Source organism: Leclercia sp. G3L, assembly GCF_021117075.1.
Classification (GTDB): domain Bacteria; phylum Pseudomonadota; class Gammaproteobacteria; order Enterobacterales; family Enterobacteriaceae; genus Enterobacter; species Enterobacter adecarboxylatus_C.
The window spans coordinates 1,814,150-1,838,183 of the sequence record NZ_CP088265.1; the positions used below are offsets into that span (position 1 = coordinate 1,814,150).

The window sequence follows — 24,034 nt, forward strand, 5'->3', positions numbered from 1 at the left end:
AACAAAAATACTGACTTGTGAATCAAGAGTAATACCATGAAAAATTATGATGATTTGCAGCGTTTTAAGGATAAAACGCGCACCGGTGACATCCACTTTAAGGACCTGTCAGCGCAAAACAAACAGGCCTCAAGCAGCGGCTGGGCGATTATCAACCAGCTGGCGGGTGTGGACAGTGACGCAGTGCTGGCTAAGGCTGGCAGCGTTGCGTTGCGGTGCCCGTGCCGCAGGCCGTTAAGCCCGGCGAACTGGATGCTGCTTTTGCCAGCCTGACGAAGACGCCCGTGGCGGAGCCTGCCGGTTCAGCCCCGTCTATCCTGCAGAGCATAACCAGCGGCAGCGCAGATAAAGAGGCGCAGACGCAGCTTCATCCGGCGTCACCCTCTTTGTTCGATCAGCTGCGCCCTGAGGCGGCCCCCCAGGCGGCCGTGAAAGAGACGCCTGTTGCGGCGGCGCCATCCGCATTCCATTCAGCACCCGCGCTGGCGCCGGTACCTGCATCTGTACCCGTACCTGCTGCGGCAGTGAACACGCCGAAACCGGCGGAGCCGGTGCGCTTTGAGCAACTGTTCGCGACCAAAACGTCCGGGCGTGCCAGCCATCCGGTGAAAGATCTTCCGTTACAACCGCTCCTGGAGAAAATCGCTTCATGCCGTTAGTGTGTATTTGCTCGCCAAAAGGCGGAGTAGGGAAAACCACGGTCACGGCCAACCTCGCTTATGCTCTGGCACGTTCCGGCAATAAAGTTCTGGCCATTGACTTCGATGTACAGAACGCGCTGCGTCTGCATTTTGGCGTGCCCTTGTCTGACGGGCGCGGCTACGTTGCGCGTGCCAATGAGTCGGCAGACTGGAGCCAGTCGGTGCTGACGGCGGGCAGCAATATGTTCGTCCTGCCCTATGGCGAAGTGACGGAAGAACAGCGCCTGATCTTTGAGCATAATCTGACCAGCGACAGCAACTTCCTGGCGCGAGGCTTAAGCTCCCTGCTGAACTACCCGGGGCTGATCATCCTGGCCGATTTCCCTCCGGGGCCGAACCCGGCGCTGAAGGCGATCTCTCCGCTGGCCGATCTGCATCTGGTGACCCTGCTGGCCGACACCGCATCACTGTCTCTGCTGCCCCACATCGAAAATCACCGGCTGACCGGCGGCGAACCGCCAGAGAACAAGGCCGGATACTATTTCCTGGTTAACCAGAGTGACAACCGGCGCCATATCAGCCGTGACGTCACCGCCTTCTTACAGCAACGCCTCGGTGACCGCCTGCTTGGTGTGATCAACCGGGATGAAAGCGTGCCTGAGGCTAATGCCTCACAGCAATCGATACTGGATTTCAGCGCCACCTCGGCGGCTGCGTTTGATATCGAGCTGGTGAGTAAGCGTATCGCGGGTATTTTGGGTATCCAGGTCGGTGACGGCGCCGTGCACGCCAGCCTGAGAACCTCCAGTTTCTGACGACAATTTCAGGACGTCCTATGAAAAAGGCGCTGTTTTATCTACTGCTATTGGTCTTAGCACCCATCGCCGTATTAATTATTATCACCCCAATGGATAGCCAGAAGCAGTATATCTTCGGTCTAATCACTATCGGGGTACTGGTAATGACTCCAACTTATTGATAGTGTTTTATGTTCAGATAATGCCCGATGACTTTGTCATGCAGCTCCACCGATTTTGAGAACGACAGCGACTTCCGTCCCAGCCGTGCCAGGTGCTGCCTCAGATTCAGGTTATGCCGCTCAATTCGCTGCGTATATCGCTTGCTGATTACGTGCAGCTTTCCCTTCAGGCGGGATTCATACAGCGGCCAGCCATCCGTCATCCATATCACCACGTCAAAGGGTGACAGCAGGCTCATAAGACGCCCCAGCGTCGCCATAGTGCGTTCACCGAATACGTGCGCAACAACCGTCTTCCGGAGCCTGTCATACGCGTAAAACAGCCAGCGCTGGCGCGATTTAGCCCCGACGTATCCCCACTGTTCGTCCATTTCCGCGCAGACGATGACGTCACTGCCCGGCTGTATGCGCGAGGTTACCGACTGCGGCCTGAGTTTTTTAAGTGACGTAAAATCGTGTTGAGGCCAACGCCCATAATGCGGGCGGTTGCCCGGCATCCAACGCCATTCATGGCCATATCAATGATTTTCTGGTGCGTACCGGGTTGAGAAGCGGTGTAAGTGAACTGCAGTTGCCATGTTTTACGGCAGTGAGAGCAGAGATAGCGCTGATGTCCGGCAGTGCTTTTGCCGTTACGCACCACCCCGTCAGTAGCTGAACAGGAGGGACAGCTGATAGAAACAGAAGCCACTGGAGCACCTCAAAAACACCATCATACACTAAATCAGTAAGTTGGCAGCATCACCGCTTTGTCGATTGTTAATTTTTTATGTCCCTCTAAAGATAATTTGGTTTTCGATACTCCAAATTCTATAGGGCTAAATTTATGAGAGTTAAAATAATCTTCAATGATTTCATATGCTGTTTTTTTATTGCTTAAACCAAGCGCACCAAGTTTTTTACTTTTTCTACTACCTTTATGGGTCAAAATCCTGAAAGAATAAAAATTAACGCTGTGCATAAAAAAATAACCTTTTCTGGAGAATTTAGGAAGTTTTTGGAGTCTTTTGGATGTGGGAGAGTAAAAAGGACGCTACCGCCCGAGTGCTATCACCCAAATGATACGTGCTGTCACAGAAGATGGTTTTAGAGAAGACTACACCATAATGAGATGGCGTAAAGCTAAGCGCTGGGAAAGAATCTGGAATTGAGAAAAGATAGGCAAAATTACACAAAACGACATCTGCAACTTACCTTTTTGCACATGTGGCCTTACCTGACAGCCTCATGCATCACCATCAATCCCCGTGTGCAATATCCCTGGCATATCCCTAAAAACAAAAAGGAGCTACGTTTTGTTTCGTAACTCCTTGTTTTATTTGGTGGCCCCTGCTGGACTTGAACCAGCGACCAAGCGATTATGAGTCATGTTAACAACGCGTTTCATCTTTGTGCATTTTTCATCGCTATGATTTTATTTTGATTAATAACATAGTGTTAATTCATTATTGTTGTTTCATGTTGTGCTGTGTTTTGGCCTTCAGTATCATCATTACGTCACCCACTACGTCACCTGTAAATGTTCAGGTGACGTAACACCTAAGGACTGAAAAAGGCTATGTCTGATAATTTAACCGTCTCGCTGATCAGCGGCTTAAAGCCGAAGAAAACTGCCTATTATGAGTGGGACAAAAGTGGTGAACGTGGGGCAGGGCGATTAGGGGTGAAAGTTGAGCCATCAGGCCAGAGAGTTTTTTATTATCGCTACTTCTGGCAAGGGAAACGGCAGTTCATTCTGCTAGGGCGGTTCCCTGAGCTGTCACTGGCACAAGCCAGACAGCAATGCAAAGAGCATGCGGGTCTTCTTAAACAAGGAAAAGCACCCAAGGCCGAAATCGCAGAGCAGCTTTTCTCTGCCGAACAACAACAACGTGAAGACCAGCTCAGAGGCAGCATTGAGCAACTCATTTTGGGTTACACCACCAAAATGCGTGAAGATGGTAAACGCACCTGGCAACAGGTTTTGTACCGGCTGGAAAAAGAAACCTATCCTTTTATACCTAAAGTGATGAAAGCTCGTGACGTTACACCTGCTCATATTAAACAAATTCTGGCCACCATTATTAAACGTGGTGCATCAGTTGAAGCAAATCGTGTTCGCTCTTATCTGATGGCAGCATTCAATTATGGGCTGAAGGCTGACAACGATCCGGCAAACCACCAGCAGAACGTGATGTTTGGGCTTCAAATGAATCCAGTGAGTGTGATACCTAAACAATCTGCAGCGGAGAAGGCAGGGACAAACTGGCTGAAACTGGATGAATTACAGCAACTTATGGGGGATTTCCCTAAAGCACCAAAGGTCGGCTCGTTAATCAGCCAATTGCTTAACTTATGTGTCTATACGGGGGGCCAGCGGCCTCATGAGCTGGTTTCCAGCCGTTGGGATGCCGTTAACTGGGAAGAAAAAACGTTATTGATAGTGGCGGATGTGTCGAAAAATAAAAGGGATCATCTGGTGCCTTTGACTGAGTCAGCCATTGAGATACTCGAAAAGTTGAAGGCTGAGAATCATAGTCAGAGTCCTTACATCTTCCCGCAGCGTATTAAATCGGAACAGCATCTACGCACAGACAGCTTTGCACAAGCCATCATTTATTACCGGCAACACTTTGCGTTGAGCCCATCTTTTATTGCGCGTGATATTCGTCGTACCTGTAAGACCCTGATGGGCGAAGCGGGTATTGCTAAAGACCTGCGTGACCGCATTCAGAACCATGCTCTACAGGATGTGAGTTCTAAACACTACGATCGTTACGATTACCTGGTTGAAAAGCGTAAGGCTCTCGAGATCTGGGAGTCTCGGGTGAATAACCACCAGCAACAGCAGGAAAACAATGTCGTTAACCTGTTTGGGCAGAGATAGAGGCTTAAATCGGATCTCTGGATTTGCTGGCGAGGCCGACGTTCTTCGCCAGTGTTCGGTTACGTTTGAGCTGTCGCTCAATTTCTTGCACGGGTTTTCCGGTTTCAATGGCTGTAGAACTGGCAACGGAACGATAGATTTGTGCCGGGGTTACTTGATATGGCGGAACTAATTTTTTCATGATAGTCAATTAAATTAATTGTGCCTTTATTATTTGATGCTAAATACAATAAGCGAAAATATTAGAGGTGACGCCATCTCCTCACCTCTAATATAAAAATATCTAATATTTATTACATTGTGATTCCTGCAGGAGCAGTTTTTTTATCTAACCCGGATTGCATACTTTGTCCTACATTATCACGACGGAAATCAAACATGTTCATTTCAAACGTACTTATAGCTACCTGATCATTGCCATGAACATGAGCAATCAAACGATTAAACGGTTCCTTGTAAGGTGCTTTAGCGTAAGATCCTCCGAATTCCCCTGAGTTAACGAGCACAACATGCTGGTACATATGATAATGCAGTGCTTCAACCATGGAATCGAATGTATTAACATCCCGGTAATGACTCCAACTTACTGATAGTGTTTTATGTTCAGATAATGCCCGATGACCTTGTCATGCAGCTCCACCGATTTTGAGAACGACAGTGACTTCCGTCCCAGCCTTGCCAGATGTTGTCTCAGATTCAGGTTATGTCGCTCAATGCGCTGAGTGTAACGCTTGCTGATTACGTGCAGCTTTCCCTTCAGGCGGGATTCATACAGCGGCCAGCCATCCGTCATCCATACCACGACCTCAAAGGCCGACAGCAGGCTCAGAAGACGCTCCAGTGTGGCCAGAGTGCGTTCACCGAAGACGTGCGCCACAACCGTCCTCCGTATCCTGTCATACGCGTAAAACAGCCAGCGCTGACGTGATTTAGCACCGACGTGGCCCCACTGTTCGTCCATTTCAGCGCAGACAATCACATCACTGCCCGGTTGTATGCGCGAGGTTACCGACTGCGGCCTGAGTTTTTTAAGTGACGTAAAACCGTGTTGAGGCCAACGCCCATAATGCGTGCACTGGCGCGACATCCGACGCCATTCATGGCCATATCAATGATTTTCTGGTGCGTACCGGGCTGAGAGGCGGTGTAAGTGAACTGTAGTTGCCATGTTTTACGGCAATGAGAGCAGAGATAGCGCTGATGTCCGGCAGTGCTTTTGCCGTTACGCACCACGCCTTCAGTAGCGGAGCAGGAAGGACATCTGATGGAAATGGAAGCCACGCAAGCACCTTAAAATCACCATCATACACTAAATCAGTAAGTTGGCAGCATTACCACCTTCACCTTCTGCGACACGTTATGATCGTGCAGCGAGACCCACTGGTTCAGTTTGATCTTAGCTTTCTTGCTGTCCACTTCCCGATCAGGATCTTCCAGGTTTTGCAGCAGCTTGTACGCCACCTTGTAGTTGGTGTAGTTCTTCAGTACATCGAGAATAAAACCTTCTTCGATGGCCTGGCGCATGGAGTAAACGTGGAATGCTTCCGGTTTGTTCGTTTTCGACGCTGGTTCCTGCGGATTAGGACGACGACCAAACAGCTCCAGGGTTTTGGCTTTCGGTGTAGCGGTAAAGGCGTAATAGTTGAGGTTGTTGCTGCCTTTACGCGCGGCGACGGTGGCATCCAGAATATCTTCTGAAGACATCTCCACATCGTCATCTACTTCTTCGGTCATCAGCACTTCTTTCAGCTGACGCGCCGTAGAACCGCTCTGCGAGGAGTGCGCTTCATCGGCAATGACCGCGTATTTACGCTGCTTGAGGCTGACGCTGTTTTCAATCGCCTTCAGGACAAACGGGAAGGTCTGAATGGTAACGATAATGATTGGCTGCGAGTTTTCCAGCGCGCTCGCCAGCTTCTCCGATTTAGAACCATCCCCCTCTTTATTATTGATACGCCCGACCACGCCATCTTGATGCTCAAACTGATAGATGGTGTCCTGCAGTTGGTCGTCAAGCACGGTGCGGTCCGTCACCACTATCACCGAGTGGAACTGCTTCTCGCCATGCTCATCGTACAGGCGGGAAAGCTGGTGAGCTGTCCAGGCGATAGAGTTCGATTTGCCCGACCCGGCACTGTGCTGAATCAGGTATTTGTTGCCAGTCCCTTCCACCGTAGCGGCCGTAATCAGTTTGTTCACCACATCCCACTGGTGATAGCGCGGGAAAATCAGGCTCTCGCTTTTGTACTTCAGGCCAATGGCGTTTTCTTTTTCGACGATTTGCAGATGCACGAAGCTCGCGAGAATTTTCAGCAGATTGTCCGGCAGCAGCACCTCATTCCACAGGTAGCTGGTGGCGTAGTCGTTGGCATCTTCCGGGATATCATTCCCCGCGCCGCCGTCATGGGTGCCTTTGTTAAACGGCAGGAAGAAGGTTTTATCGCCCTCAAGTTTGGTCGCCATAAACACTTCGTACTGGCTGACGGCAAAGTGCACCAGCGCCCCACGTTTAAAGGTCAGCAGCGGCTCGGGTTTATTGGTGCCTGAGTCTTTTGGCAAACGCGTTTTCTTATATTGCGTAATGGCGTTTTGCACCGTCTGCTTAAATTCAGACTTCAGTTCGAGGGTTGCTATCGGCAGGCGGTAATGGTGCCAACTTACTGATTTAGTGTACGATGGTGTTTTTGAGGTGCTCCCGTGGCTTCCATCTCCATCAGTTGTCCCTCCTGCTCAGCTACTGAAGGCGTGGTGCGTAACGGTAAAAGTACTGCCGGACATCAGCGCTATCTCTGCTCTCACTGCCGTAAAACATGGCAGCTACAGTTCACTTACACCGCCTCTCAGCCCGGTACACACCAGAAAATCATTGATATGGCCATGAATGGTGTTGGATGCCGGGCAACCGCCCACATTATGGGCGTTGGCCTCAACACGATTTTACGTCACTTAAAAAACTCAGGCCGCAGTCGGTAACCTCGCGCATACAGCCGGGCAGTGATGTGATTGTCTGCGCTGAAATGGACGAACAGTGGGGCTACGTCGGTGCTAAATCACGTCAGCGCTGGCTGTTTTTACGCGTATGACAGGATACGGAGGACGGTTGTGGCGCACGTCTTCGGTGAACGCACTCTGGCCACACTGGAGCGTCTTCTGAGCCTGCTGTCGGCCTTTGAGGTCGTGGTATGGATGACGGATGGCTGGCCGCTGTATGAATCCCGCCTGAAGGGAAAGCTGCACGTAATCAGCAAGCGTTACACTCAGCGAATTGAGCGGCATAACCTGAATCTGAGACAACATCTGGCAAGGCTGGGACGGAAGTCACTGTCGTTCTCAAAATCGGTGGAGCTGCATGACAAGGTCATCGGGCATTATCTGAACATAAAACACTATCAGTAAGTTGGAGTCATTACCCTGAAACGCTCTGAAATCCACAATAACAACCATAACGAAAACAGGAGACGTCGTAATGGCAATGATGAAAACATGGGTTTGTCAGCAACCGGGGGAATTAACGTGGCAATCAAGAAATATTCCAAAACCACAACAACATGAGGTCTTAATAAAGGTAAAAACGGTTGGTATCTGCGGAACAGATATTCATGCGTGGCGAGGGAAACAACCTTTTTTCAGCTACCCTCGCGTATTAGGACATGAAATTTGCGGGACGATCGTCGCGCTCGGCAGCCAGACTGACCATTGGCACGTTGGTCAGCAGATCGCGGTGATCCCTTATGTCTCCTGCCATGAATGTTCTGCGTGCCGGAGCGGGCGAGAGAACTGCTGTGAAAATATTGCGGTGATTGGCGTACATCGTGATGGTGGGTTCAGCGAATATTTATGCGTACCTGAGCAAAACATCCTGCTGGCGGAAGGCATTGCACCCGAAGCGGTTGCGCTGATCGAGCCGTTTGCCATCAGCGCACATGCGGTTCGCCGTGCGGCGGTGAAGCCCGGTGACGCGGTCCTGGTGGTGGGCGCTGGGCCAATTGGGCTGGGGACGGCAGCCATTGCGGCGGCGGAAGACGCGCAGGTGGTGATGGTGGATACTAGCCCGGAGCGCCGCGCGCATGTGGCGCACCAGCTGGCGTTACCGGCTCTCGATCCGCTGGCCGATGACTTCCTCACTCAGTTGCGCGATAGCTTTGGCGGTGACCTTGCACAGACGGTGATTGATGCCACCGGCAGCGCGCAGTCGATGAATCGCGCGGTGGAGTTGATTCGCCACGGCGGCAGCATTGTATTTGTCGGCCTGTTTAAAGGCGACCTGCAGTTCTCTGATCCGGAGTTCCATAAAAAAGAGACCACGCTGCTGGGCAGCCGAAACGCCACAAAAGCGGACTTTGCGCGGGTGGGGGAGCTGATGCAGCGTGGGCTGCTGCGCGCCGACATGCTGCTGACTCACCGGTTGCACTTTGATGAGTTGGGTAGCACCTATGAACGAGATGTCATCAATAATCCACGGCTGATTAAAGGCGTGATAGAGTTTAGCGAGAACATTGCTGTCGCTCAATAAAATAAATATGATGTAAATCAATATTTTAACTAAGTAAAACCTGCACCTCCGTCTGCGCTAAAGCCTGTCCGACAATATGGAGAAAAACATGACAACGGTAAACATCGCGCTTAAGGAAGCCTATCAACTGGCCTTCGACGTCCTCAGCTCAAACGGATTTTCAGCCGCACACGCCGACGCTATCGCCCGCAACGTCACCGCGGGTGAACGCGACGGCTGTGCTTCACACGACCTGTGGCGCCTGCTGGGGATCGTAGAAACTCTGCGCAAAGGCAAGGTGTCGCCGGATGCGGAACCGACGATTGTCGATCAGGCGCCCGCTATCGTTAAAGCGGATGCCAACGGGGCGTATTCGCTGTGTGCCTATGAAAAGGCGCTGCCGCTGCTGATTGAAAAAGCTCGCTACTGTGGGATTGCGGCGCTGGCGATCAACCGTTGCGTGCACTTCTCGGCGCTGTTTGACGACGTGGAACCGCTGACCGACGTGGGGCTGGTGGGTTACGCCTGTACGCCAAGCCACGCGTGGGTGGCCCCGGCGGGCGGCACCCAGCCGCTGTTCGGCACCAACCCGATTGCGTTCGGCTGGCCACGCGGTGCGAAGCCGCCGTTTATTTTTGATATGGCGACCAGCGCCGCAGCGCGCGGTGAAATTCAGCTGCACCAACGGGCGGGTAAGCCAATTCCAGAAGGCTGGGGGATTGATAGCGACGGCCAGCCAACCACCGACCCGCAGGCGGTGCTGGACGGGGCGATGCTGACCTTCGGCGGCCATAAAGGCTCGGCGCTGGCGGCGATGGTGGAACTGTTCGCCGGCCCGCTGATTGGCGATATGACCAGCGCCGAATCGCTGGCGTGGGATAACGGCGCGGGCGGCCTGCCTTACGGCGGCGAGTTGATTCTGGCGCTCGACCCTCAGCGTTTCCTGGGAGCAGAGGCCGGGACGCATCTGGCGCGCGCTGAGACGTTGTTTAGCGGCATGCAGGCGCAGGGCGCGAGACTGCCTGGCGAGCGGCGCTATCTGGCGCGCGAGCGAAGTGAGCTGCATGGGCTGGATGTTTCTCGTGGCCTGTACGACGAGATTTGTGCGCTGCGCGGGTAACGAGCATCCCCGGCGGCGCTGCGCTTGGCCGGGCCACGCGATCCGTCAATCTGCACTCATCGGTTCCCTCTCCCCTATGGGGAGAGGGCTAGGGTGAGGGGGAATAGGCACGCTCGGTGATGCAAAATCGCGCAGCTACCCGTATTAATAGTCACAATTTCTATAAAGTTTTGTCTTTTCCCGCCGAAAACTCGTTATTCGTCCGGAGGAAAGAGAAACATGTTAAAACGTATAAAGATCGTCACCAGCCTCGTGCTGGTTTTGGTGTTGTTTGGCCTGTTACAGCTGGCGTCAGGGGGACTGTTCTTTAACTCTTTGAAGCATGGCAAAGAGGACTTCACCATTCTGCAAACTGTGCGTCAGCAGCAGTCCTGGCTGAACGGGAGCTGGGTTGCTCTGCTGCAAACCCACAATACCCTGAACCGTGCCGGGATCCGTTACATGATGGATCAGAACAATATCGGCAGCGGCGCTACCGTTGCCGAGTTGATGCAGATTGCCACCAAATCACTGTCTGATGCGGAAAAACGCTGGACCGAGTACGAAGCGATGCCGCGTGACCCGCGTCAGAGCGAAGCGGCGGCGCTGGAACTCAAACGTAACTACGACATCTACCACGGCGCGCTGTCCGAGCTTATCCAACTGCTGGGTGCAGGCAAAATCAACGACTTCTTCGACCAACCGACTCAGGGTTATCAGGACGGCTTTGAGAAGGCGTACGTCAACTATCTGCAACAGAACGACAGCCTGTACGACCTGGCGGTCAACGACAGCAATGCCTCCTACACGCAGGCCATGTGGATCCTGTTTAGCATGATGATCGCCGTACTGGCCTTGATCATCTCCGTCTGGCTGGGCGTGCGCAAGACGCTTATCGAACCACTGAATCGTTTAATCGACAGCATTCGCCACATTGCGGGCGGTGACCTGGTCAAACGCATCGACGTGGAAAGCGACAACGAAATGGGCGAGCTGGCACACTCTCTGCGCCATATGCAGGGTGAACTGGCGCGCACCGTGGGCGAAGTTCGTCAGGGGGCTCACGCGATTTACAGCGGCGCGAGTGAAATTGCGATGGGTAACAACGATCTCTCTTCACGTACCGAGCAGCAGGCGGCTTCTCTGGAAGAGACGGCGGCGAGTATGGAAGAGCTGACGGTGACCGTGAAGCAGAACGCCGAAAACGCCCGTCAGGCGAGCCATCTGGCGCTGAGCGCATCGGAAACCGCGCAGAAGGGCGGTAAAGTCGTGGATAACGTGGTGCAGACCATGCGTGATATCACCGCCAGTTCGCAGAAAATTTCCGACATTATCAGCGTGATTGACGGTATTGCCTTCCAGACCAACATTCTGGCGCTGAACGCCGCGGTGGAAGCCGCACGTGCCGGTGAACAGGGGCGTGGTTTTGCGGTGGTCGCCGGTGAAGTTCGTAACCTGGCGCAGCGCAGCGCCCAGGCGGCACGGGAAATTAAGAGCCTGATTGAAGACTCGGTAAACCGCGTTGACCTCGGTTCCACGCTGGTAGAAAGCGCGGGCGAAACCATGGATGAAATCGTGAATGCGGTGACCCGCGTAACCGATATCATGGGCGAAATTGCTTCCGCATCTGACGAGCAGAGCCGGGGTATCGACCAGGTTGGCCTGGCGGTATCGGAGATGGACCGTGTCACCCAACAGAACGCCTCGCTGGTGGAAGAGTCCGCGGCAGCCGCCGCGGCGCTGGAAGAGCAGGCTAGCCGACTGACGCAGGCGGTGGCCGTGTTCCGCATCCAGCAGGGCCAGGCAAGTACCGCGCGCGAACCGGTCAGCGTGGCCGCTGCGCCAGCGCCGGATACGCTGCGTAAAGCGGCGGCAACCGACACCGGGGAAAACTGGGAAACCTTCTGATATGACATGCGCCCCTGTCAGGGCGCATTAGCTCAGCATCAGGCGCATGGCGCAGCGTGATTCATACGCCATGCCGTGCGCCACTTCTTGTGCCAGCTTTTGCCGTAGCGCAGCGTTCAATGACGTTTCCGGTAGCATTTCGAATCCCATTCGGGCATACCACGGCGCGTTCCAGGGTACATCCCGAAAGGTGGTGAGCGTGAGCGACGTGAAGCTCCTTGCTTTGGCCTCTACCGCGACATCGCTAAGAAGGCGTCGACCTAACCCTATTCCCTGACTCGCCTGATGCACGGAGAGCTCGACAATAAACAGCGTCGAATCCTGTGCTTCTGCTAACAGAAAACCACGCGGTTGACCGCTGTGTTCTACCACCCAACTCATTTCCTGCTGCAGATAATGCTGATGGCAACGGGCAGAGATGACGGGGCCTTGAGCGAGCCAGCTCAATTCGGGGATCTGCCGAAAGCATTGCCCGGCGGCGCGTTCAATGTCTGGAAGTGCGGCGATATCCGCAGCAGTGGTCGGACGAACGAGAGTTATCATGGGGCAAGTATAGCCTGTCGTTAACCGGCGCAAACCAAAATTGGCGAATAAAAGTTACTGATAATCATCGCATTATCCGGCGTTTTGCGAATGCTCAACAGCCGTTTCTGACCAGGGGTAATACCCAGCGCATATTTTTCAAATACCCCTGCGGGCACGGGTAATGCTGCCAACTTACTGATTTAGTGTATGATGGTGATTTTAAGGTGCTTGCGTGGCTTCCATTTCCATCAGATGTCCTTCCTGCTCCGCTACTGAAGGCGTGGTGCGTAACGGCAAAAGCACTGCCGGACATCAGCGCTATCTCTGCTCTCATTGCCGTAAAACATGGCAACTACAGTTCACTTACACCGCCTCTCAGCCCGGTACGCACCAGAAAATCATTGATATGGCCATGAATGGCGTCGGATGTCGCGCCAGTGCACGCATTATGGGCGTTGGCCTCAACACGGTTTTACGTCACTTAAAAAACTCAGGCCGCAGTCGGTAACCTCGCGCATACAACCGGGCAGTGATGTGATTGTCTGCGCTGAAATGGACGAACAGTGGGGCCACGTCGGTGCTAAATCACGTCAGCGCTGGCTGTTTTACGCGTATGACAGGATACGGAGGACGGTTGTGGCGCACGTCTTCGGTGAACGCACTCTGGCCACACTGGAGCGTCTTCTGAGCCTGCTGTCGGCCTTTGAGGTCGTGGTATGGATGACGGATGGCTGGCCGCTGTATGAATCCCGCCTGAAGGGAAAGCTGCACGTAATCAGCAAGCGTTACACTCAGCGCATTGAGCGACATAACCTGAATCTGAGACAACATCTGGCAAGGCTGGGACGGAAGTCACTGTCGTTCTCAAAATCGGTGGAGCTGCATGACAAGGTCATCGGGCATTATCTGAACATAAAACACTATCAGTAAGTTGGAGTCATTACCGGTGAAGGTGATTGTAGAGCACTTCCGTAAGCATGTGATGCACTTACTGGCCGGCCAGGCTAAAGCGATGGTGGTGACCAGTTCGCGTAAGGCGGCGGTGCGCTACAAGCTGGCGTTTGATAAATATCTCGCCGAGCAAAAGTACGACAAAATCAGCGCGATGGTGGCGTTCTCCGGGGAAGTGGAATTTTTTGATAGTGACCCAAACAGCCTTGCGCTGCTTAATCAGAAGTTTACCGAAATCAATATGAACCCAGGCCTCAAAGGCCGGGATATGCGCAAAGCGTTTGATACCGACGACTACCAGGTGATGCTGGTGGCCAACAAATTCCAGACCGGTTTTGACCAGCCCAAACTGTGCGCCATGTATGTGGATAAAAAGCTGGGCGGCGTTGAGTGCGTACAGACGCTGTCGCGCCTGAACCGCACCTATCCTGGGAAGGTGCAGTCCGGCACCTTTGTGCTCGATTTCTACAATGAGCCTGACGATATTTTGGGTTCTTTCCAGCCGTACTACCAGACAGCAGAACTGACGGATGTCAGCGATCCGCAGCTCGTCTTTGAACTGTTTGAAAAGCTGCGCACCAGCGGTATTTTCCTGTGGAAAGAAGTGGAGCAGTTCTGCGAGGCGTTCTTCAGTAAAAACAAATCCAACGCCGCCATTAGCAATATCTGCAAACCTGCGGTGGAGCGCTGGAAACATCGCTACACCTCGGCGATTGATGCATATGTGCTGGCCAAAGAGATGTTTGAACGCACCAAGAAGACCGGCGATATTGTGCTGATCACCAATGCGGAAAACACTTTCAAAGAGTGCGAGAAAGAAAAAAGTAAGCTGGATATCTTCAAGAAAGATCTCGGCAGCTTTGTCCGCTTTTACGAGTTTATGTCGCAAATCGTCGATTACGACGACAAGAACCTGGAGGAGCTGAGCCTGTTTGCCCGCCATCTGCGTCCGTTGCTGCATGAGCAGCGCATCGAAGAAGATGAGATTGATTTAAGCAACGTGGAGATGAGCCATTACCGCCTGTCGAAGCTTCATGAACAGCACCTGAAGCTGCAGGAAGATGCGGCGGAATACAAAATCAAACCGGGTAATAATGTCGGTACGGCGAAGCCGAAGGACAAGAAAGAAGAGTTTTTGTCGAATATCCTGGCCCGCCTGAACGAGTTGTTCGTGACCGATAATCTCACCGATAAAGACATGATTAACTATGCCTTCGCGGTGCGCGACAAGCTGTCAGAAAACCAGGCGGTGATGACCCAGATTGCAAACAATACGCGCGAACAGGCGATGCTGGGCGATTTTCCGAAAGCCATTGATGATGCCGTGATGGACAGCAACGACGCCCAGCAGGAGATGATGGTGCAATACCTCTCTAACCCTGAACTGGCGAAGGGTTTTGCCCGCGTGGTGTTTGATATGTTGAAAGGGGCTTAGTTTTTCAAGTTGACTAGTAGTGGGGATGCGTTGCCTGGTTTGGAACGCAGGTAAAATGTATCCCCATCTGCGGTGGTAGATCTGAAACTACTAGCCCACTCCCTGTAGGGATGAAGTGGTTTACTGAATTTGGCCACCTGAATAGAGGTGATATGCTCATCTCAGAACAATACAGGCGTACCAATGAAACGAAGAAATTTTAGTCCTGAATTCAAACGCGAATCCGCTCAGCTGGTTGTCGAGCAAAACTACACCGTCTCTGATGCTGCAAAAGCTATTGATGTCAGTCTTTCCACGATGACGAAATGGGTCAAGCAGCTGCGCGAAGAGCGTCAGGGCAAAACACCAAAAGCCTCTCCGATAACACCAGAACAAATCGAAATACGTGAGCTGAAGAAAAAGTTACAACGTATTGAAATTAAAAAATAAATATTAAAAAAGCTACCGCGCTCTTGATGTCAGCCTCCCTGAACAGTTCTCGTTAATCGGGAAGCTCAGGGCGCGTTATCCAGTGGCCTCTCTCTGCCACGTGTTCGGGGTTCATCGCAGCAGCTACAAATACTGGCAAAACCGTCCTGAAAAACCAGACGGTAATAGCCTAATGGATCGCTTCTTCAGGAGCCTGAAGAACGAATGGGTTCCGGTGACGGGCTACGTAAGCTTCAGCGAAGCAGCTCACGCTATAACGGACTATATCGTTGGGTATTACAGCGCGCTCAGGCCGCATGAATATAACTGTGGGTTACCACCAAACGAATCGGAAAACCGATACTGGAAAAACTCTAACGCGGTGGCCAGTTTTAGTTGACCACTACAGTATTCAACTATGGGGTGAAGGATGACAACGACCCGGCAAACTACCAACAGAATGTTATGTTTGGACTCCTGATTAACTCAGTCAGTGTTATTCTTCAACAGTCAGCAGCCAAAGCAGCCATCTCAGGGCTGCAAGTATCATCATAGTGATCATTTGATCACTTTATTGATCGCCCGTAACGAGACAAACGAAATTTATTTCGTGTTTTTGAACACCGGTTTTTTTGTGGCGTTTACGTCACCTGATCAAAACATCAAAATGCTTACTAACCCAGACAGGGTAAGGCCTTACTCGTCGCTAGTATTCCACGAATGGGTGATCAGATATACCGGTTCAGGCAAAGCGAATGTGATCAGATATACGTGATCACATTTTGTGATCACGTCTCAAATTTTCTCCAGATACCAGCCCCATGGTTTGTTTTGAGCATTCAGCTGACATGAAACAAATTGCCAGCCAACGAGATAAAGGTCATTGTTCAAACGTCGGAATACCATTCTGTGGTTTGAGCTGGTCATTCCGAGGTGTTCTGCTAATTGTTTGCTGGTTACGCCGGGATAGAGTGCTACAGCAAAAATATATGAGTGGTGGGGATGCCATGACATTTTTGTCAATAAATGCGCCACGGTATCAAGCGATCCCAAATCTTCAATATAAATTCTTCTGGAAAACCTATCGATATTCCACCGACTGCGTTGACCATTTCGTCTATTTTTCTTCACCACAGTGTTTGGATCATCGTGAAAAGAAGAAAATGCCAATGACTTAGCGACAAAATTCTTTTTTCGTGCTAATTGTTTTTTAAGCATTTTTCGACGCTCACAATATTTATATCTCCACCATTCATCCTCTGTTATACGTCGGTATGCTTTGTTCCCATATATACGGCGTATGTTTTTTTCGATAATACCCCAGTCATATTCATTATTACCCTCAGTATCCATTTACCTCTCCTGCTTTTTAGTAATTTGCTACAACCAAGCTTTCAATAACCACGGATTGATTAGACTCGCTGGGTAATTGCACAGGTAGCGGCCTGCGGTGCCTGGATTAAGGTAATACCAGTGGCAGTACTGCCTGACGCTGATATTGCAAGGCCAGTACTCTCGATAGTAGCGCTCAAAGTGACGCAGCCAATGGGGAGTCAGGCTTGAATGAATGCTACCGGGCAGTGTGGTTATTGAATCTTTTTTCTTGTGCGTATGCAGTCTCCGTAGTGCTCTTAAAAGAGCTTTACTGCGAAGTGCTTTTATATCCACTGGCGTCGTTACATACTTGAACAAGTCCTCTGGCGTTTCATATTCAATCTGCTCGCCTGAAAACTGGCTTTCCTTCTCTGCAAAAAGTGGATCCAGTTTGCCGGGTAAAGGGCAATGTTTCTGCGCAGGTACAGAAGCAGCAGGATTAATCTGCAATTGAGCTGGCTTGATACGTCTGGCTTTTTTCAGGCATGAGTAATGCTGAGTCCCGGAAAGGTCAATACCATCAGCGATATGTGTTTTTGAGTATCGCTTGGCAAAGTAGCTAACCCGTAGGAGCAATGCCGTTAGGGCTTCGGTATCGTCCCGGGTAACCAGATAGTACCCGTGCTTAGGTAACCAGACCCTACCGTCGGTAGCGTGCTTCCAATAGCACTTCACCAGCTGATTAATTTTGTGGGGATGGCGGACAACGTTGCCATCCATCATCAGAAGATAATGGTAATGCTGAGCGGGAGCCTTATTCTGCTCTCTGACCCAAAACACCCGCATGAAGCTTTTGGGATAGAGCTTCCTGAGGGCAGGAATTAACAGTTTATGGAAGGCAGTAATAACTCTATTGTCAGGACTGTATTGAGGCAAGTGAAAGTCATAGCGTATTGCCAGAAAGCGAGAACAACAGCGGTAAGTTTTATCAATGGCCCGGAACAGAGAATTCATGATTTTTATATTCTGCTGACTCTCCTCAGGCATAACTGGCCAGAGTACATTGTCAAAGAGAAACTCCCCACCAGCTTTGATGTCAGGGTAAGCAGAGCTCCGGGTAATATTATTAATTACCGCGCATTGAAGAATAGAATCTTTGCTGGCAGTTTTACTATTTATCATGGAGTTATATTAAAGTTCGATTCGTTGCGCTGTTATGATTTGATGAGCTTATTGTTTCAGCTGGTTACACCAACAGAGAAAAGAAAGGCTGGAAATTCCAGCCCTTTGATTCGATGGTTATTTCGCATTTTGCGCAAGCCAGCCTTCATACAAACTGGCAGGCCAGCCGAGGGTTTTACCGCCACGCATTAGGGGTTGAGGAAAGTTTCCGGACTTTACCCAACGATACAGGGTTGTACGGCTGCAACCGAGAAGCTCAAGCATTGCACTGATGCGAATCAGACGTTGGGGCTGATGAAGGGCGATAACCTTATCAGACATGGTTGGTTTATTTTTCAAACTGCTGACTCCCAATGAAGTGTATTGAAACCATTGAGATTTAATCAGACTCAGAGTGAGTTTACCTCCGTACCTTGTGAAAGGTCCTATAGTACCTTGCGTAACTTATTATTTATCAACGTTTTTTCTTTTTTGTTTTTTCGCTGCTCTAAGACTTTCAATGTCCTGAGTCGGACGTTCAAAAAGATTCAATGCAAAACCAAGCAGCTCACTTACCGCCTGGCGAGACATAGGTAAGCTCCCTGTGGAGGGCCAAAAATTTATAGCGTGTTTCTCGAGGGTATCAATAAGGTCTGTAACTGTTGGGACAACAGTTTTTTGGCTGCTTTTTTGGTTTTGCTGAATAAGCGCAAGAACTGCAATTAGTAACTCCTCTCGCTTAATTGCATAGTTTTCCCCCTTTAGTGGAGGAGAGGGTTTGTTCTCTCGTTCAGTCAGGAGGGCGAAATATTTTTCTTTATAATCTGGTTCATCTTCATACGTGTCGAGAAGTTCGAACTCAAGGAGTGGCGCGAGCTCTTTACGTAAGAAGCCATGCGTATGAAGTGATTCCTTTGACAGAGATGATTCAGTGATCCCAGACAGAAACTGGGAAAAATGTATGGCAGTCCTGGAATTCACCACCTCCTCAAATGTCAGTTTTTCTTGTTTGTCTCTTTGGTAAGATAATGTGCAAGCTTTAGCATGGTTTAATAACTCAACATCAGTGATTGACTCCTTGCCAAGTACAAAGAATCTTAAATCATGTTGATCTGTAAGAAGCTTTACGAGCGATGAGGCGATATCCGCATATGGGGAATGTGGGTAGCAATGTTTGGCCGAACGCAAAATATGATACAGGCTGACGCAGTCATCTGGTTCCGGATACTTTTTTCGTTTCTTTGCTGCAACCGCCAGCATGTCTGAAAAATTCATACCGATTTCAATTCTCGATTGGTAGTGGCGGTGAAGTAACGTCACCCATTACATCACCCAGATTGCTAAAAAACAAAAAGGGCTTAGTCAGTTTCCTGTCTAAGCCCTTGTTTTGTTTGGTGGCCCCTGCTGGACTTGAACCAGCGACCAAGCGATTATGAGTCGCCTGCTCTAACCACTGAGCTAAGGGGCCGTGGCGGAGGATTATAAAGTAACTCCTCGCCGCAATCCAGAGCTACCCACCTGCCTGCTGTTTTTATAAACAACCCATTTTCAATCTCTTATACTTAGAGCCTGAACCATTAAGCGGGAGTAATCATGATCAACGAAATCCTTGCGCCAGGCCTGAGGGTGGTGTTCTGCGGCATCAACCCGGGAAAGTCCTCCGCCCATACCGGTTTTCATTTTGCTCACCCCGGAAATCGCTTCTGGAAGGTGATCTACCAGGCCGGGTTTACCGACAAGCTGCTGAAGCCGGAAGAGGAGCAGCAGCTACTGGACACGCGCTGCGGCATCACTATGCTGGTGGAGCGGCCGACGGTGCAGGCGAGCGAGGTGAATCTGCATGAGCTGCGCAGCGGCGGGCGGGAACTGATTAAGAAGATTGAGGACTATCAGCCAGCAGCGCTGGCTATCCTGGGTAAACAGGCGTACGAGCAGGCGTTCAGCCAGCGGGGCGTGCAGTGGGGAAAGCAGAGTATCACCATCGGCGTGACCCAGGTGTGGGTGTTGCCTAATCCGAGTGGGCTGAACAGGGCGACGGTGGAGAAACTGGTGGAGGCGTATCGGGAGCTGGATGAGGCGCTGGTGACGCGCGGGCTTTAGCTCCTTTGCTGGCTGATGCCCTCAGCCTGACCTCTCTATGGGAGAAGGCGCGAACTGCCGGGTGGCGGCTACGCCTTACCCGGCCTACGGGATCCGTAGGCCCGTGCAAGCAAAGCGCCGCCGGGCGCTTTTTAGGGGGCACTCTGCCACAGAGCGAAGGGAAAAAAGCCAAAAAAAAGCTCCCCGTAGGGAGCTTTTTACGTTCAGGACGGTTAGTCGTCCAGGAAGCTACGCAGCACTTCAGAGCGGCTTGGATGGCGCAGTTTACGCAGCGCCTTCGCTTCGATCTGACGGATACGTTCACGGGTAACGTCGAACTGTTTACCCACTTCTTCCAGCGTGTGGTCGGTGTTCATGTCGATACCGAAACGCATACGCAGGACTTTCGCTTCACGGGCGGTCAGGCCAGCCAGTACGTCGTGCGTAGCGGCACGCAGGCTCTCGGTGGTCGCAGAGTCCAGCGGCAGCTCGAGGGTGGTATCCTCGATGAAATCACCCAGATGCGAATCTTCATCGTCGCCGATTGGCGTTTCCATGGAGATTGGCTCTTTGGCGATCTTCAGCACCTTACGGATCTTGTCTTCCGGCATCAGCATGCGCTCGGCCAGCTCTTCTGGCGTCGGCTCGCGGCCCATTTCCTGCAGCATCTGGCGGGAGATACGGTTGAGCTTGTTGATGGTCTCAATCATATGCACCGGAATACGGATGGTGCGCGCCTGATCCGCGATAGAGCGAGTAATTGCCTGACGGATCCACCAGGTGGCGTAGGTGGAGAACTTATAACCACGACGGTATTCGAACTTATCAACCGCTTTCATCAGACCGATGTTGCCTTCCTGAATCAGATCCAGGAACTGCAGGCCACGGTTGGTGTATTTCTTGGCGATAGAGATAACCAGACGCAAGTTCGCTTCAACCATCTCTTTCTTCGCACGGCGGGCTTTCGCTTCACCGATGGACATGCGACGGTTAATGTCTTTTACCTGCTCGATGGTCAGGCCGGTCTCTTCTTCAATCTGCTGCAGCTTCTGCAGGCCACGGTGTACGTCGTCAGCCACATCACGCAGCTTTTCAGACCACGGCTTGTTCATCGCGATAGCCGCGTTGAACCAGGTTTCGCTGGTTTCGTTGCCGGTGAACAGGGTGATGAAGTTCTTCTTCGGCATTTTGCACTGTTCAACGCACATTTTCATGATGATGCGTTCCTGGGTACGGACGCGGTCCATCATGACGCGCATGCTGTTAACCAGGTAATCGAACTGTTTTGGCACCAGACGGAACTGTTTGAACACTTCAGAAAGCTTCAGGATCTCTTCCTGAGCGGCTGCGTGGCTGCGGCCTTTGGCTTTAATGGTGTCGCGGGTCACCTCATACTGCGTACGCAGCTCACCGAACTTCTCACGCGCCAGTTCAGGGTCGATGCTGTTGTCATCGTCGCTGCTGTCGTCGTCGCCGTCTTCTTCATCTTCGTCTTCGTCATCATCCATCTCTTCCTGAGACAGTTCAGACCCGACGTGCGTCGCCGTAGGGGCAAGGTCTTCTTCCGCGTTCGGATCGACAAAGCCGGTGATCAGATCGGACAGACGCGCTTCTTCTGCTTCCACGCGATCGTACTGCTCGAGCAGATAGGTGATGGCTTCAGGGTATTCGGCAACGGAACACTGAACCTGGTTGATCCCGTCTTCGATACGTTTAGCGATGTCAATTTCGCCTTCGCGGGTCAACAGTTCAACGGTACCCATTTCACGCATGTACATGCGCACCGGGTCCGTCGTGCGGCCGATTTCAGATTCAACGCTCGACAGAACCTGTGCAGCAGCTTCTTCTGCATCTTCATCGGTGTTGTTTGAGTTTTCAGCAAGCAACAGATCATCGGCATCAGGGGCTTCTTCCATCACCTGAATACCCATGTCATTGATCATTTGGATGATGTCTTCGATCTGATCGGAGTCGACGATATCTTCCGGCAGATGGTCATTGACCTCGGCATAGGTCAGATAGCCTTGCTCCTTACCACGTTGGACAAGAAGTTTCAGCTGTGACTGCGGGTTTTGCTCCATAAGACGGTATCCACACTTATTCGTTTGATTGGTGTCGGCGATACGGCTGCCAACCTTTAAAGCGAGGGCGTACTTGTATTTTTGCCGCTGCCTCTCAGTGCGGCTGTCGGGATCTACCCGAACGATATTCGGCACTTAAGCCGTTAAATTCATTTCCGGGCACGTGCTTCAGTAATCACACGCACCTCTTCGCGTTCTGCTGGCGTTAACCCATGGGTCCGCGAGCGGGCGATCAATTCAGAGAGCCGTAGCTCAAGCATCGAATCAAACATATGGTTGAGCGAGTCGGTGAAGGTCTCTTCAGCGATATCTTTATCTGCTATATCGTCCCACATCGACAGTTTTTCAAGGGTTGCGGACGCTTTTGTTCCGCGATAGTGCTCTAAAAGTTGCCCGGTGGTCAGACCTGGCTGTGAGAGACAAGTGTTGACCAGTTCTGCGAATAAGCCAAGTCCCGGCAGCTTTTCATGGTCCAGACCTGCCAGAGAAGGCACTTTCGGTGCCAGTTCCGGATTCTGCACCAGCAGTCCTATCAGTATACGCATGGTTGTGCGTTTTAGCTGAGGCGCGGGGCGAGCCGCTCCGCTCTCCGCCAGCTTTGGCATTAAACGTTCAAGCTGACTGTCATCCAGAATGCCGAGTTTTTTACCCAGCTCCTGACGCAGATAGATGCGCAACGTTTCGCCCGGTACCTGAGTAATCAGCGGCAAAGCCAGCGTGCTCAGCTGGGCGCGGCCATCCGGGGTGCTCAAATCCACCTGCGGCATCAGGCTGTTAAACAGAAACGTGGAGAGCGGCTGAGCCTGCTCCATCCGCGCTTCAAAAGCCGCTTTGCCCTCTTTACGCACCAGCGTATCCGGGTCTTCGCCGTCGGGCAGAAACATAAAGCGTAGCTGACGCCCGTCGGTCATATAAGGCAGTGCCGTCTCCAGCGCGCGCCATGCGGCTTCGCGCCCGGCACGGTCGCCGTCGTAACAGCAGACCACGGTGTTGGTCACCCGAAACAGCAGCTGAATATGGTCGGCGGTCGTGGAGGTGCCCAGAGACGCAACGGCATAGTTAATGTCGAACTGCGCCAGCGCCACCACATCCATATAGCCTTCGACCACCAACAGGCGCTGCGGTTCAGCGTTATCCTGCTGGGCTTCATACAGGCCGTACAGCTGGCGGCCTTTATGGAAAATGTCGGTTTCCGGGGAGTTAAGGTATTTCGGCAGGGCATCGCCCAGCACGCGTCCACCAAAACCAATTACCCGGCCACGCTTGTCGCGAATGGGGAACATCACCCGTTCGCGGAAGCGGTCATAGCTGCGTCCCTTGTCATTAGTGACCAGCATGCCCGCGTCGATGAGGGATTTACGATCTTCGCTATTGCCGCCAAAACGCTTTAACACGTTATCCCAGCCGGGAGGGGCGTAACCAATAGCGAAACGCGCAATAACATCGTCGCTCAGTCCGCGCTGGTTCAAATATTGACGCGCAGGCTCAGCGGCAGGTTGCTTAAGAGACTGTTGATAAAATGCGTTCAGGCCGTCCATCAGCTGATACAGCGTTTGTCGTTGATGACGCTCTATCTGGCTTGGCCCGCTGCCTGCTTCATACGGCACTTCAAGGTTGTGCATGGCAGCCAGCTCTTCGACGGTTTCAACAAACTCGAGCTTGTCGTAGTTCATCAGAAAGTCGACGGCGTTGCCGTGCGCCCCACAGCCGAAGCAGTGGTAGAACTGTTTTTCACCGTTTACGGTGAAAGAGGGGGTTTTTTCGTTATGGAATGGACAGCACGCATGGTAGTTTTTGCCCTGCTTCTTCAGCTTTACCCGCGCGTCGATAAGATCGACGATGTCGGTTCTTGCCAGCAGATCATTGATAAATACGCGTGGGATTCGTCCAGCCATAGGCCCCGTGATTACACTTCATCCTTCAAACTGCCTCTGCGTTGGCTGCGCTCGTTCACCCCTGTCACTTACTTAAGTAAGCTCCGGGGATTCACTCACTTGCCGCCTTGATACAGCGTGAATGATTTTGTGTAAATCCTGATTCATAAACGAAAACAAGCCGCGCATTCCTTCCGGAAGCACGGCCTTACGACTACTAC

At 51.8% G+C, this 24,034-nt stretch carries 21 protein-coding genes, 1 tRNA gene and 5 pseudogenes; 13 read left to right on the forward strand and 14 right to left on the reverse strand.

What is annotated here, in order from left to right:
- The first annotated feature begins 36 nt into the window (after positions 1-36).
- The 4 genes and pseudogenes from bcsO to LRS40_RS10135 form a co-directional block, all read left to right on the forward strand.
- Positions 37-273 (forward strand): cellulose biosynthesis protein BcsO, encoded by a 237-nt coding sequence (gene bcsO / locus LRS40_RS24675; protein ID WP_255673645.1) that lies wholly within the window; start codon positions 37-39, stop codon positions 271-273.
- Complete coding sequence (locus LRS40_RS10125; protein WP_255673646.1) at positions 222-659, forward strand: cellulose biosynthesis protein BcsO; 438 nt, start codon at positions 222-224, stop codon at positions 657-659. The genes bcsO and LRS40_RS10125 overlap by 52 nt, the downstream gene beginning before the upstream one ends.
- Positions 650-1,456 carry a cellulose biosynthesis protein BcsQ gene (gene bcsQ, locus LRS40_RS10130; RefSeq protein ID WP_142487169.1) on the forward strand — a complete coding sequence of 269 codons (807 nt, stop codon included), beginning with the start codon at positions 650-652 and terminating at the stop codon, positions 1,454-1,456. The genes LRS40_RS10125 and bcsQ overlap by 10 nt, the downstream gene beginning before the upstream one ends.
- 20 nt (positions 1,457-1,476) lie before the next feature.
- Positions 1,477-1,605, forward strand: a pseudogene (locus tag LRS40_RS10135) (hypothetical protein); the annotation flags it as partial.
- Between the two features lie 8 nt (positions 1,606-1,613).
- Here LRS40_RS10135 and LRS40_RS10140 read toward each other — a convergent pair.
- Both LRS40_RS10140 and LRS40_RS10145 read right to left on the reverse strand, forming a co-directional pair.
- A protein-coding gene (locus tag LRS40_RS10140; protein WP_103215986.1) for an IS1-like element IS1A family transposase occupies positions 1,614-2,311 on the reverse strand; the annotation gives its coding sequence in 2 pieces (ribosomal slippage) (positions 1,614-2,062 and positions 2,062-2,311; 699 coding nt in all).
- A 33-nt stretch (positions 2,312-2,344) separates the two neighbouring features.
- Positions 2,345-2,581 (reverse strand): hypothetical protein, encoded by a 237-nt coding sequence (locus LRS40_RS10145; RefSeq protein WP_231313630.1) that lies wholly within the window; start codon positions 2,579-2,581, stop codon positions 2,345-2,347.
- A gap of 597 nt (positions 2,582-3,178) precedes the next feature.
- Here LRS40_RS10145 and LRS40_RS10150 point away from each other — a divergent pair.
- Entirely contained in the window at positions 3,179-4,486 is a 1,308-nt protein-coding gene (locus LRS40_RS10150; protein WP_114385718.1) for a site-specific integrase, read from the forward strand.
- A gap of 4 nt (positions 4,487-4,490) precedes the next feature.
- Here LRS40_RS10150 and LRS40_RS10155 read toward each other — a convergent pair whose 3' ends face one another.
- The 4 genes and pseudogenes from LRS40_RS10155 to LRS40_RS10170 all read right to left on the reverse strand — a co-directional run.
- The gene (locus tag LRS40_RS10155) at positions 4,491-4,667 is read right to left on the reverse strand and encodes a hypothetical protein (RefSeq protein WP_163424167.1); all 177 of its coding nucleotides are present in this window, start codon (positions 4,665-4,667) and stop codon (positions 4,491-4,493) included.
- Between the two features lie 112 nt (positions 4,668-4,779).
- Entirely contained in the window at positions 4,780-5,031 is a 252-nt protein-coding gene (locus LRS40_RS10160; protein ID WP_220434820.1) for a hypothetical protein, read from the reverse strand.
- A 38-nt stretch (positions 5,032-5,069) separates the two neighbouring features.
- A protein-coding gene (locus tag LRS40_RS10165) for an IS1 family transposase (RefSeq protein ID WP_231313631.1) occupies positions 5,070-5,767 on the reverse strand; the annotation gives its coding sequence in 2 pieces (ribosomal slippage) (positions 5,070-5,518 and positions 5,518-5,767; 699 coding nt in all).
- Between the two features lie 48 nt (positions 5,768-5,815).
- Positions 5,816-7,126 (reverse strand): annotated as a pseudogene (locus LRS40_RS10170) (DEAD/DEAH box helicase family protein); the annotation flags it as partial.
- Between the two features lie 57 nt (positions 7,127-7,183).
- On the opposite strand from LRS40_RS10170, the pseudogene LRS40_RS10175 reads away from it, so the two are divergent.
- The 4 genes and pseudogenes from LRS40_RS10175 to tsr all read left to right on the forward strand — a co-directional run bounded on the left by LRS40_RS10175 (position 7,184) and on the right by tsr (position 11,985).
- Positions 7,184-7,882 (forward strand): annotated as a pseudogene (locus LRS40_RS10175) (IS1 family transposase).
- 70 nt (positions 7,883-7,952) lie between these two features.
- The gene (locus LRS40_RS10180; protein WP_231313632.1) at positions 7,953-8,999 is read left to right on the forward strand and encodes a zinc-binding alcohol dehydrogenase family protein; all 1,047 of its coding nucleotides are present in this window, start codon (positions 7,953-7,955) and stop codon (positions 8,997-8,999) included.
- A gap of 88 nt (positions 9,000-9,087) precedes the next feature.
- Complete coding sequence (locus tag LRS40_RS10185) at positions 9,088-10,098, forward strand: Ldh family oxidoreductase (protein WP_231313633.1); 1,011 nt, start codon at positions 9,088-9,090, stop codon at positions 10,096-10,098.
- A gap of 219 nt (positions 10,099-10,317) precedes the next feature.
- Positions 10,318-11,985, forward strand: coding sequence for a methyl-accepting chemotaxis protein (gene tsr / locus LRS40_RS10190; protein ID WP_231313634.1), 1,668 nt, complete (start codon positions 10,318-10,320; stop codon positions 11,983-11,985).
- Positions 11,986-12,012: 27 nt separating this feature from the next.
- Here tsr and LRS40_RS10195 read toward each other — a convergent pair whose 3' ends face one another.
- The gene (locus tag LRS40_RS10195; RefSeq protein ID WP_150325477.1) at positions 12,013-12,528 is read right to left on the reverse strand and encodes a GNAT family N-acetyltransferase; all 516 of its coding nucleotides are present in this window, start codon (positions 12,526-12,528) and stop codon (positions 12,013-12,015) included.
- Positions 12,529-12,742: 214 nt separating this feature from the next.
- Here LRS40_RS10195 and LRS40_RS10200 point away from each other — a divergent pair.
- The 3 genes and pseudogenes from LRS40_RS10200 (at position 12,743) to LRS40_RS10210 (ending at position 15,704) form a co-directional block, all read left to right on the forward strand.
- Positions 12,743-13,440 (forward strand): IS1 family transposase gene (locus tag LRS40_RS10200; protein WP_231313631.1). Its coding sequence is split into 2 segments (ribosomal slippage): positions 12,743-12,992 and positions 12,992-13,440, totalling 699 coding nucleotides; the frame shifts between segments, so codons are not numbered across the junction.
- 7 nt (positions 13,441-13,447) lie between these two features.
- A pseudogene (locus LRS40_RS10205) lies at positions 13,448-14,896 on the forward strand (type I restriction endonuclease subunit R); the annotation flags it as partial.
- Positions 14,897-15,079: 183 nt separating this feature from the next.
- Positions 15,080-15,704: pseudogene (locus LRS40_RS10210) on the forward strand (transposase).
- 395 nt (positions 15,705-16,099) lie between these two features.
- On the opposite strand, the gene LRS40_RS10215 reads toward LRS40_RS10210, so the two are convergent.
- The 5 genes from LRS40_RS10215 to LRS40_RS10235 all read right to left on the reverse strand — a co-directional run bounded on the left by LRS40_RS10215 (position 16,100) and on the right by LRS40_RS10235 (position 19,247).
- On the reverse strand, positions 16,100-16,657 hold the full coding sequence (locus LRS40_RS10215; RefSeq protein WP_151586505.1) for a hypothetical protein: 558 nt from the start codon (positions 16,655-16,657) through the stop codon (positions 16,100-16,102).
- Positions 16,658-16,684: 27 nt separating this feature from the next.
- A complete protein-coding gene (locus LRS40_RS10220; RefSeq protein ID WP_213705950.1) occupies positions 16,685-17,800 on the reverse strand; it encodes an inovirus-type Gp2 protein in 1,116 nt (371 codons plus the stop codon).
- A gap of 117 nt (positions 17,801-17,917) precedes the next feature.
- Positions 17,918-18,139 carry an AlpA family transcriptional regulator gene (locus LRS40_RS10225; protein WP_225988644.1) on the reverse strand — a complete coding sequence of 74 codons (222 nt, stop codon included), beginning with the start codon at positions 18,137-18,139 and terminating at the stop codon, positions 17,918-17,920.
- Between the two features lie 108 nt (positions 18,140-18,247).
- Complete coding sequence (locus tag LRS40_RS10230) at positions 18,248-19,099, reverse strand: hypothetical protein (RefSeq protein WP_213705951.1); 852 nt, start codon at positions 19,097-19,099, stop codon at positions 18,248-18,250.
- Positions 19,100-19,171: 72 nt separating this feature from the next.
- Positions 19,172-19,247 (reverse strand) — tRNA-Ile (locus tag LRS40_RS10235).
- A 125-nt stretch (positions 19,248-19,372) separates the two neighbouring features.
- Here LRS40_RS10235 and mug point away from each other — a divergent pair.
- Positions 19,373-19,879: a G/U mismatch-specific DNA glycosylase gene (gene mug / locus LRS40_RS10240; RefSeq protein ID WP_231313635.1), complete on the forward strand. Its 507-nt coding sequence runs from the start codon at positions 19,373-19,375 to the stop codon at positions 19,877-19,879.
- A gap of 212 nt (positions 19,880-20,091) precedes the next feature.
- Here mug and rpoD read toward each other — a convergent pair whose 3' ends face one another.
- Entirely contained in the window at positions 20,092-21,981 is a 1,890-nt protein-coding gene (gene rpoD / locus LRS40_RS10245) for an RNA polymerase sigma factor RpoD (RefSeq protein WP_255673660.1), read from the reverse strand.
- A gap of 107 nt (positions 21,982-22,088) precedes the next feature.
- Entirely contained in the window at positions 22,089-23,834 is a 1,746-nt protein-coding gene (dnaG, locus tag LRS40_RS10250) for a DNA primase (RefSeq protein WP_142487144.1), read from the reverse strand.
- Positions 23,835-24,034 lie beyond the last annotated feature (200 nt).

Bases quoted from the DNA above. Each gene is read 5' to 3' on its own strand.
- bcsO (WP_255673645.1), top strand. From the start codon at position 37: ATGAAAAATTATGATGATTTGCAGCGTTTTAAGGATAAAACGCGCACC.
- bcsQ (WP_142487169.1), top strand. From the start codon at position 650: ATGCCGTTAGTGTGTATTTGCTCGCCAAAAGGCGGAGTAGGGAAAACC.
- LRS40_RS10145 (WP_231313630.1), bottom strand. From the start codon at position 2,581: ATGCACAGCGTTAATTTTTATTCTTTCAGGATTTTGACCCATAAAGGT.
- LRS40_RS10150 (WP_114385718.1), top strand. From the start codon at position 3,179: ATGTCTGATAATTTAACCGTCTCGCTGATCAGCGGCTTAAAGCCGAAG.
- LRS40_RS10155 (WP_163424167.1), bottom strand. From the start codon at position 4,667: ATGAAAAAATTAGTTCCGCCATATCAAGTAACCCCGGCACAAATCTAT.
- LRS40_RS10160 (WP_220434820.1), bottom strand. From the start codon at position 5,031: ATGGTTGAAGCACTGCATTATCATATGTACCAGCATGTTGTGCTCGTT.
- LRS40_RS10180 (WP_231313632.1), top strand. From the start codon at position 7,953: ATGGCAATGATGAAAACATGGGTTTGTCAGCAACCGGGGGAATTAACG.
- LRS40_RS10185 (WP_231313633.1), top strand. From the start codon at position 9,088: ATGACAACGGTAAACATCGCGCTTAAGGAAGCCTATCAACTGGCCTTC.
- tsr (WP_231313634.1), top strand. From the start codon at position 10,318: ATGTTAAAACGTATAAAGATCGTCACCAGCCTCGTGCTGGTTTTGGTG.
- LRS40_RS10195 (WP_150325477.1), bottom strand. From the start codon at position 12,528: ATGATAACTCTCGTTCGTCCGACCACTGCTGCGGATATCGCCGCACTT.
- LRS40_RS10215 (WP_151586505.1), bottom strand. From the start codon at position 16,657: ATGGATACTGAGGGTAATAATGAATATGACTGGGGTATTATCGAAAAA.
- LRS40_RS10220 (WP_213705950.1), bottom strand. From the start codon at position 17,800: ATGATAAATAGTAAAACTGCCAGCAAAGATTCTATTCTTCAATGCGCG.
- mug (WP_231313635.1), top strand. From the start codon at position 19,373: ATGATCAACGAAATCCTTGCGCCAGGCCTGAGGGTGGTGTTCTGCGGC.
- dnaG (WP_142487144.1), bottom strand. From the start codon at position 23,834: ATGGCTGGACGAATCCCACGCGTATTTATCAATGATCTGCTGGCAAGA.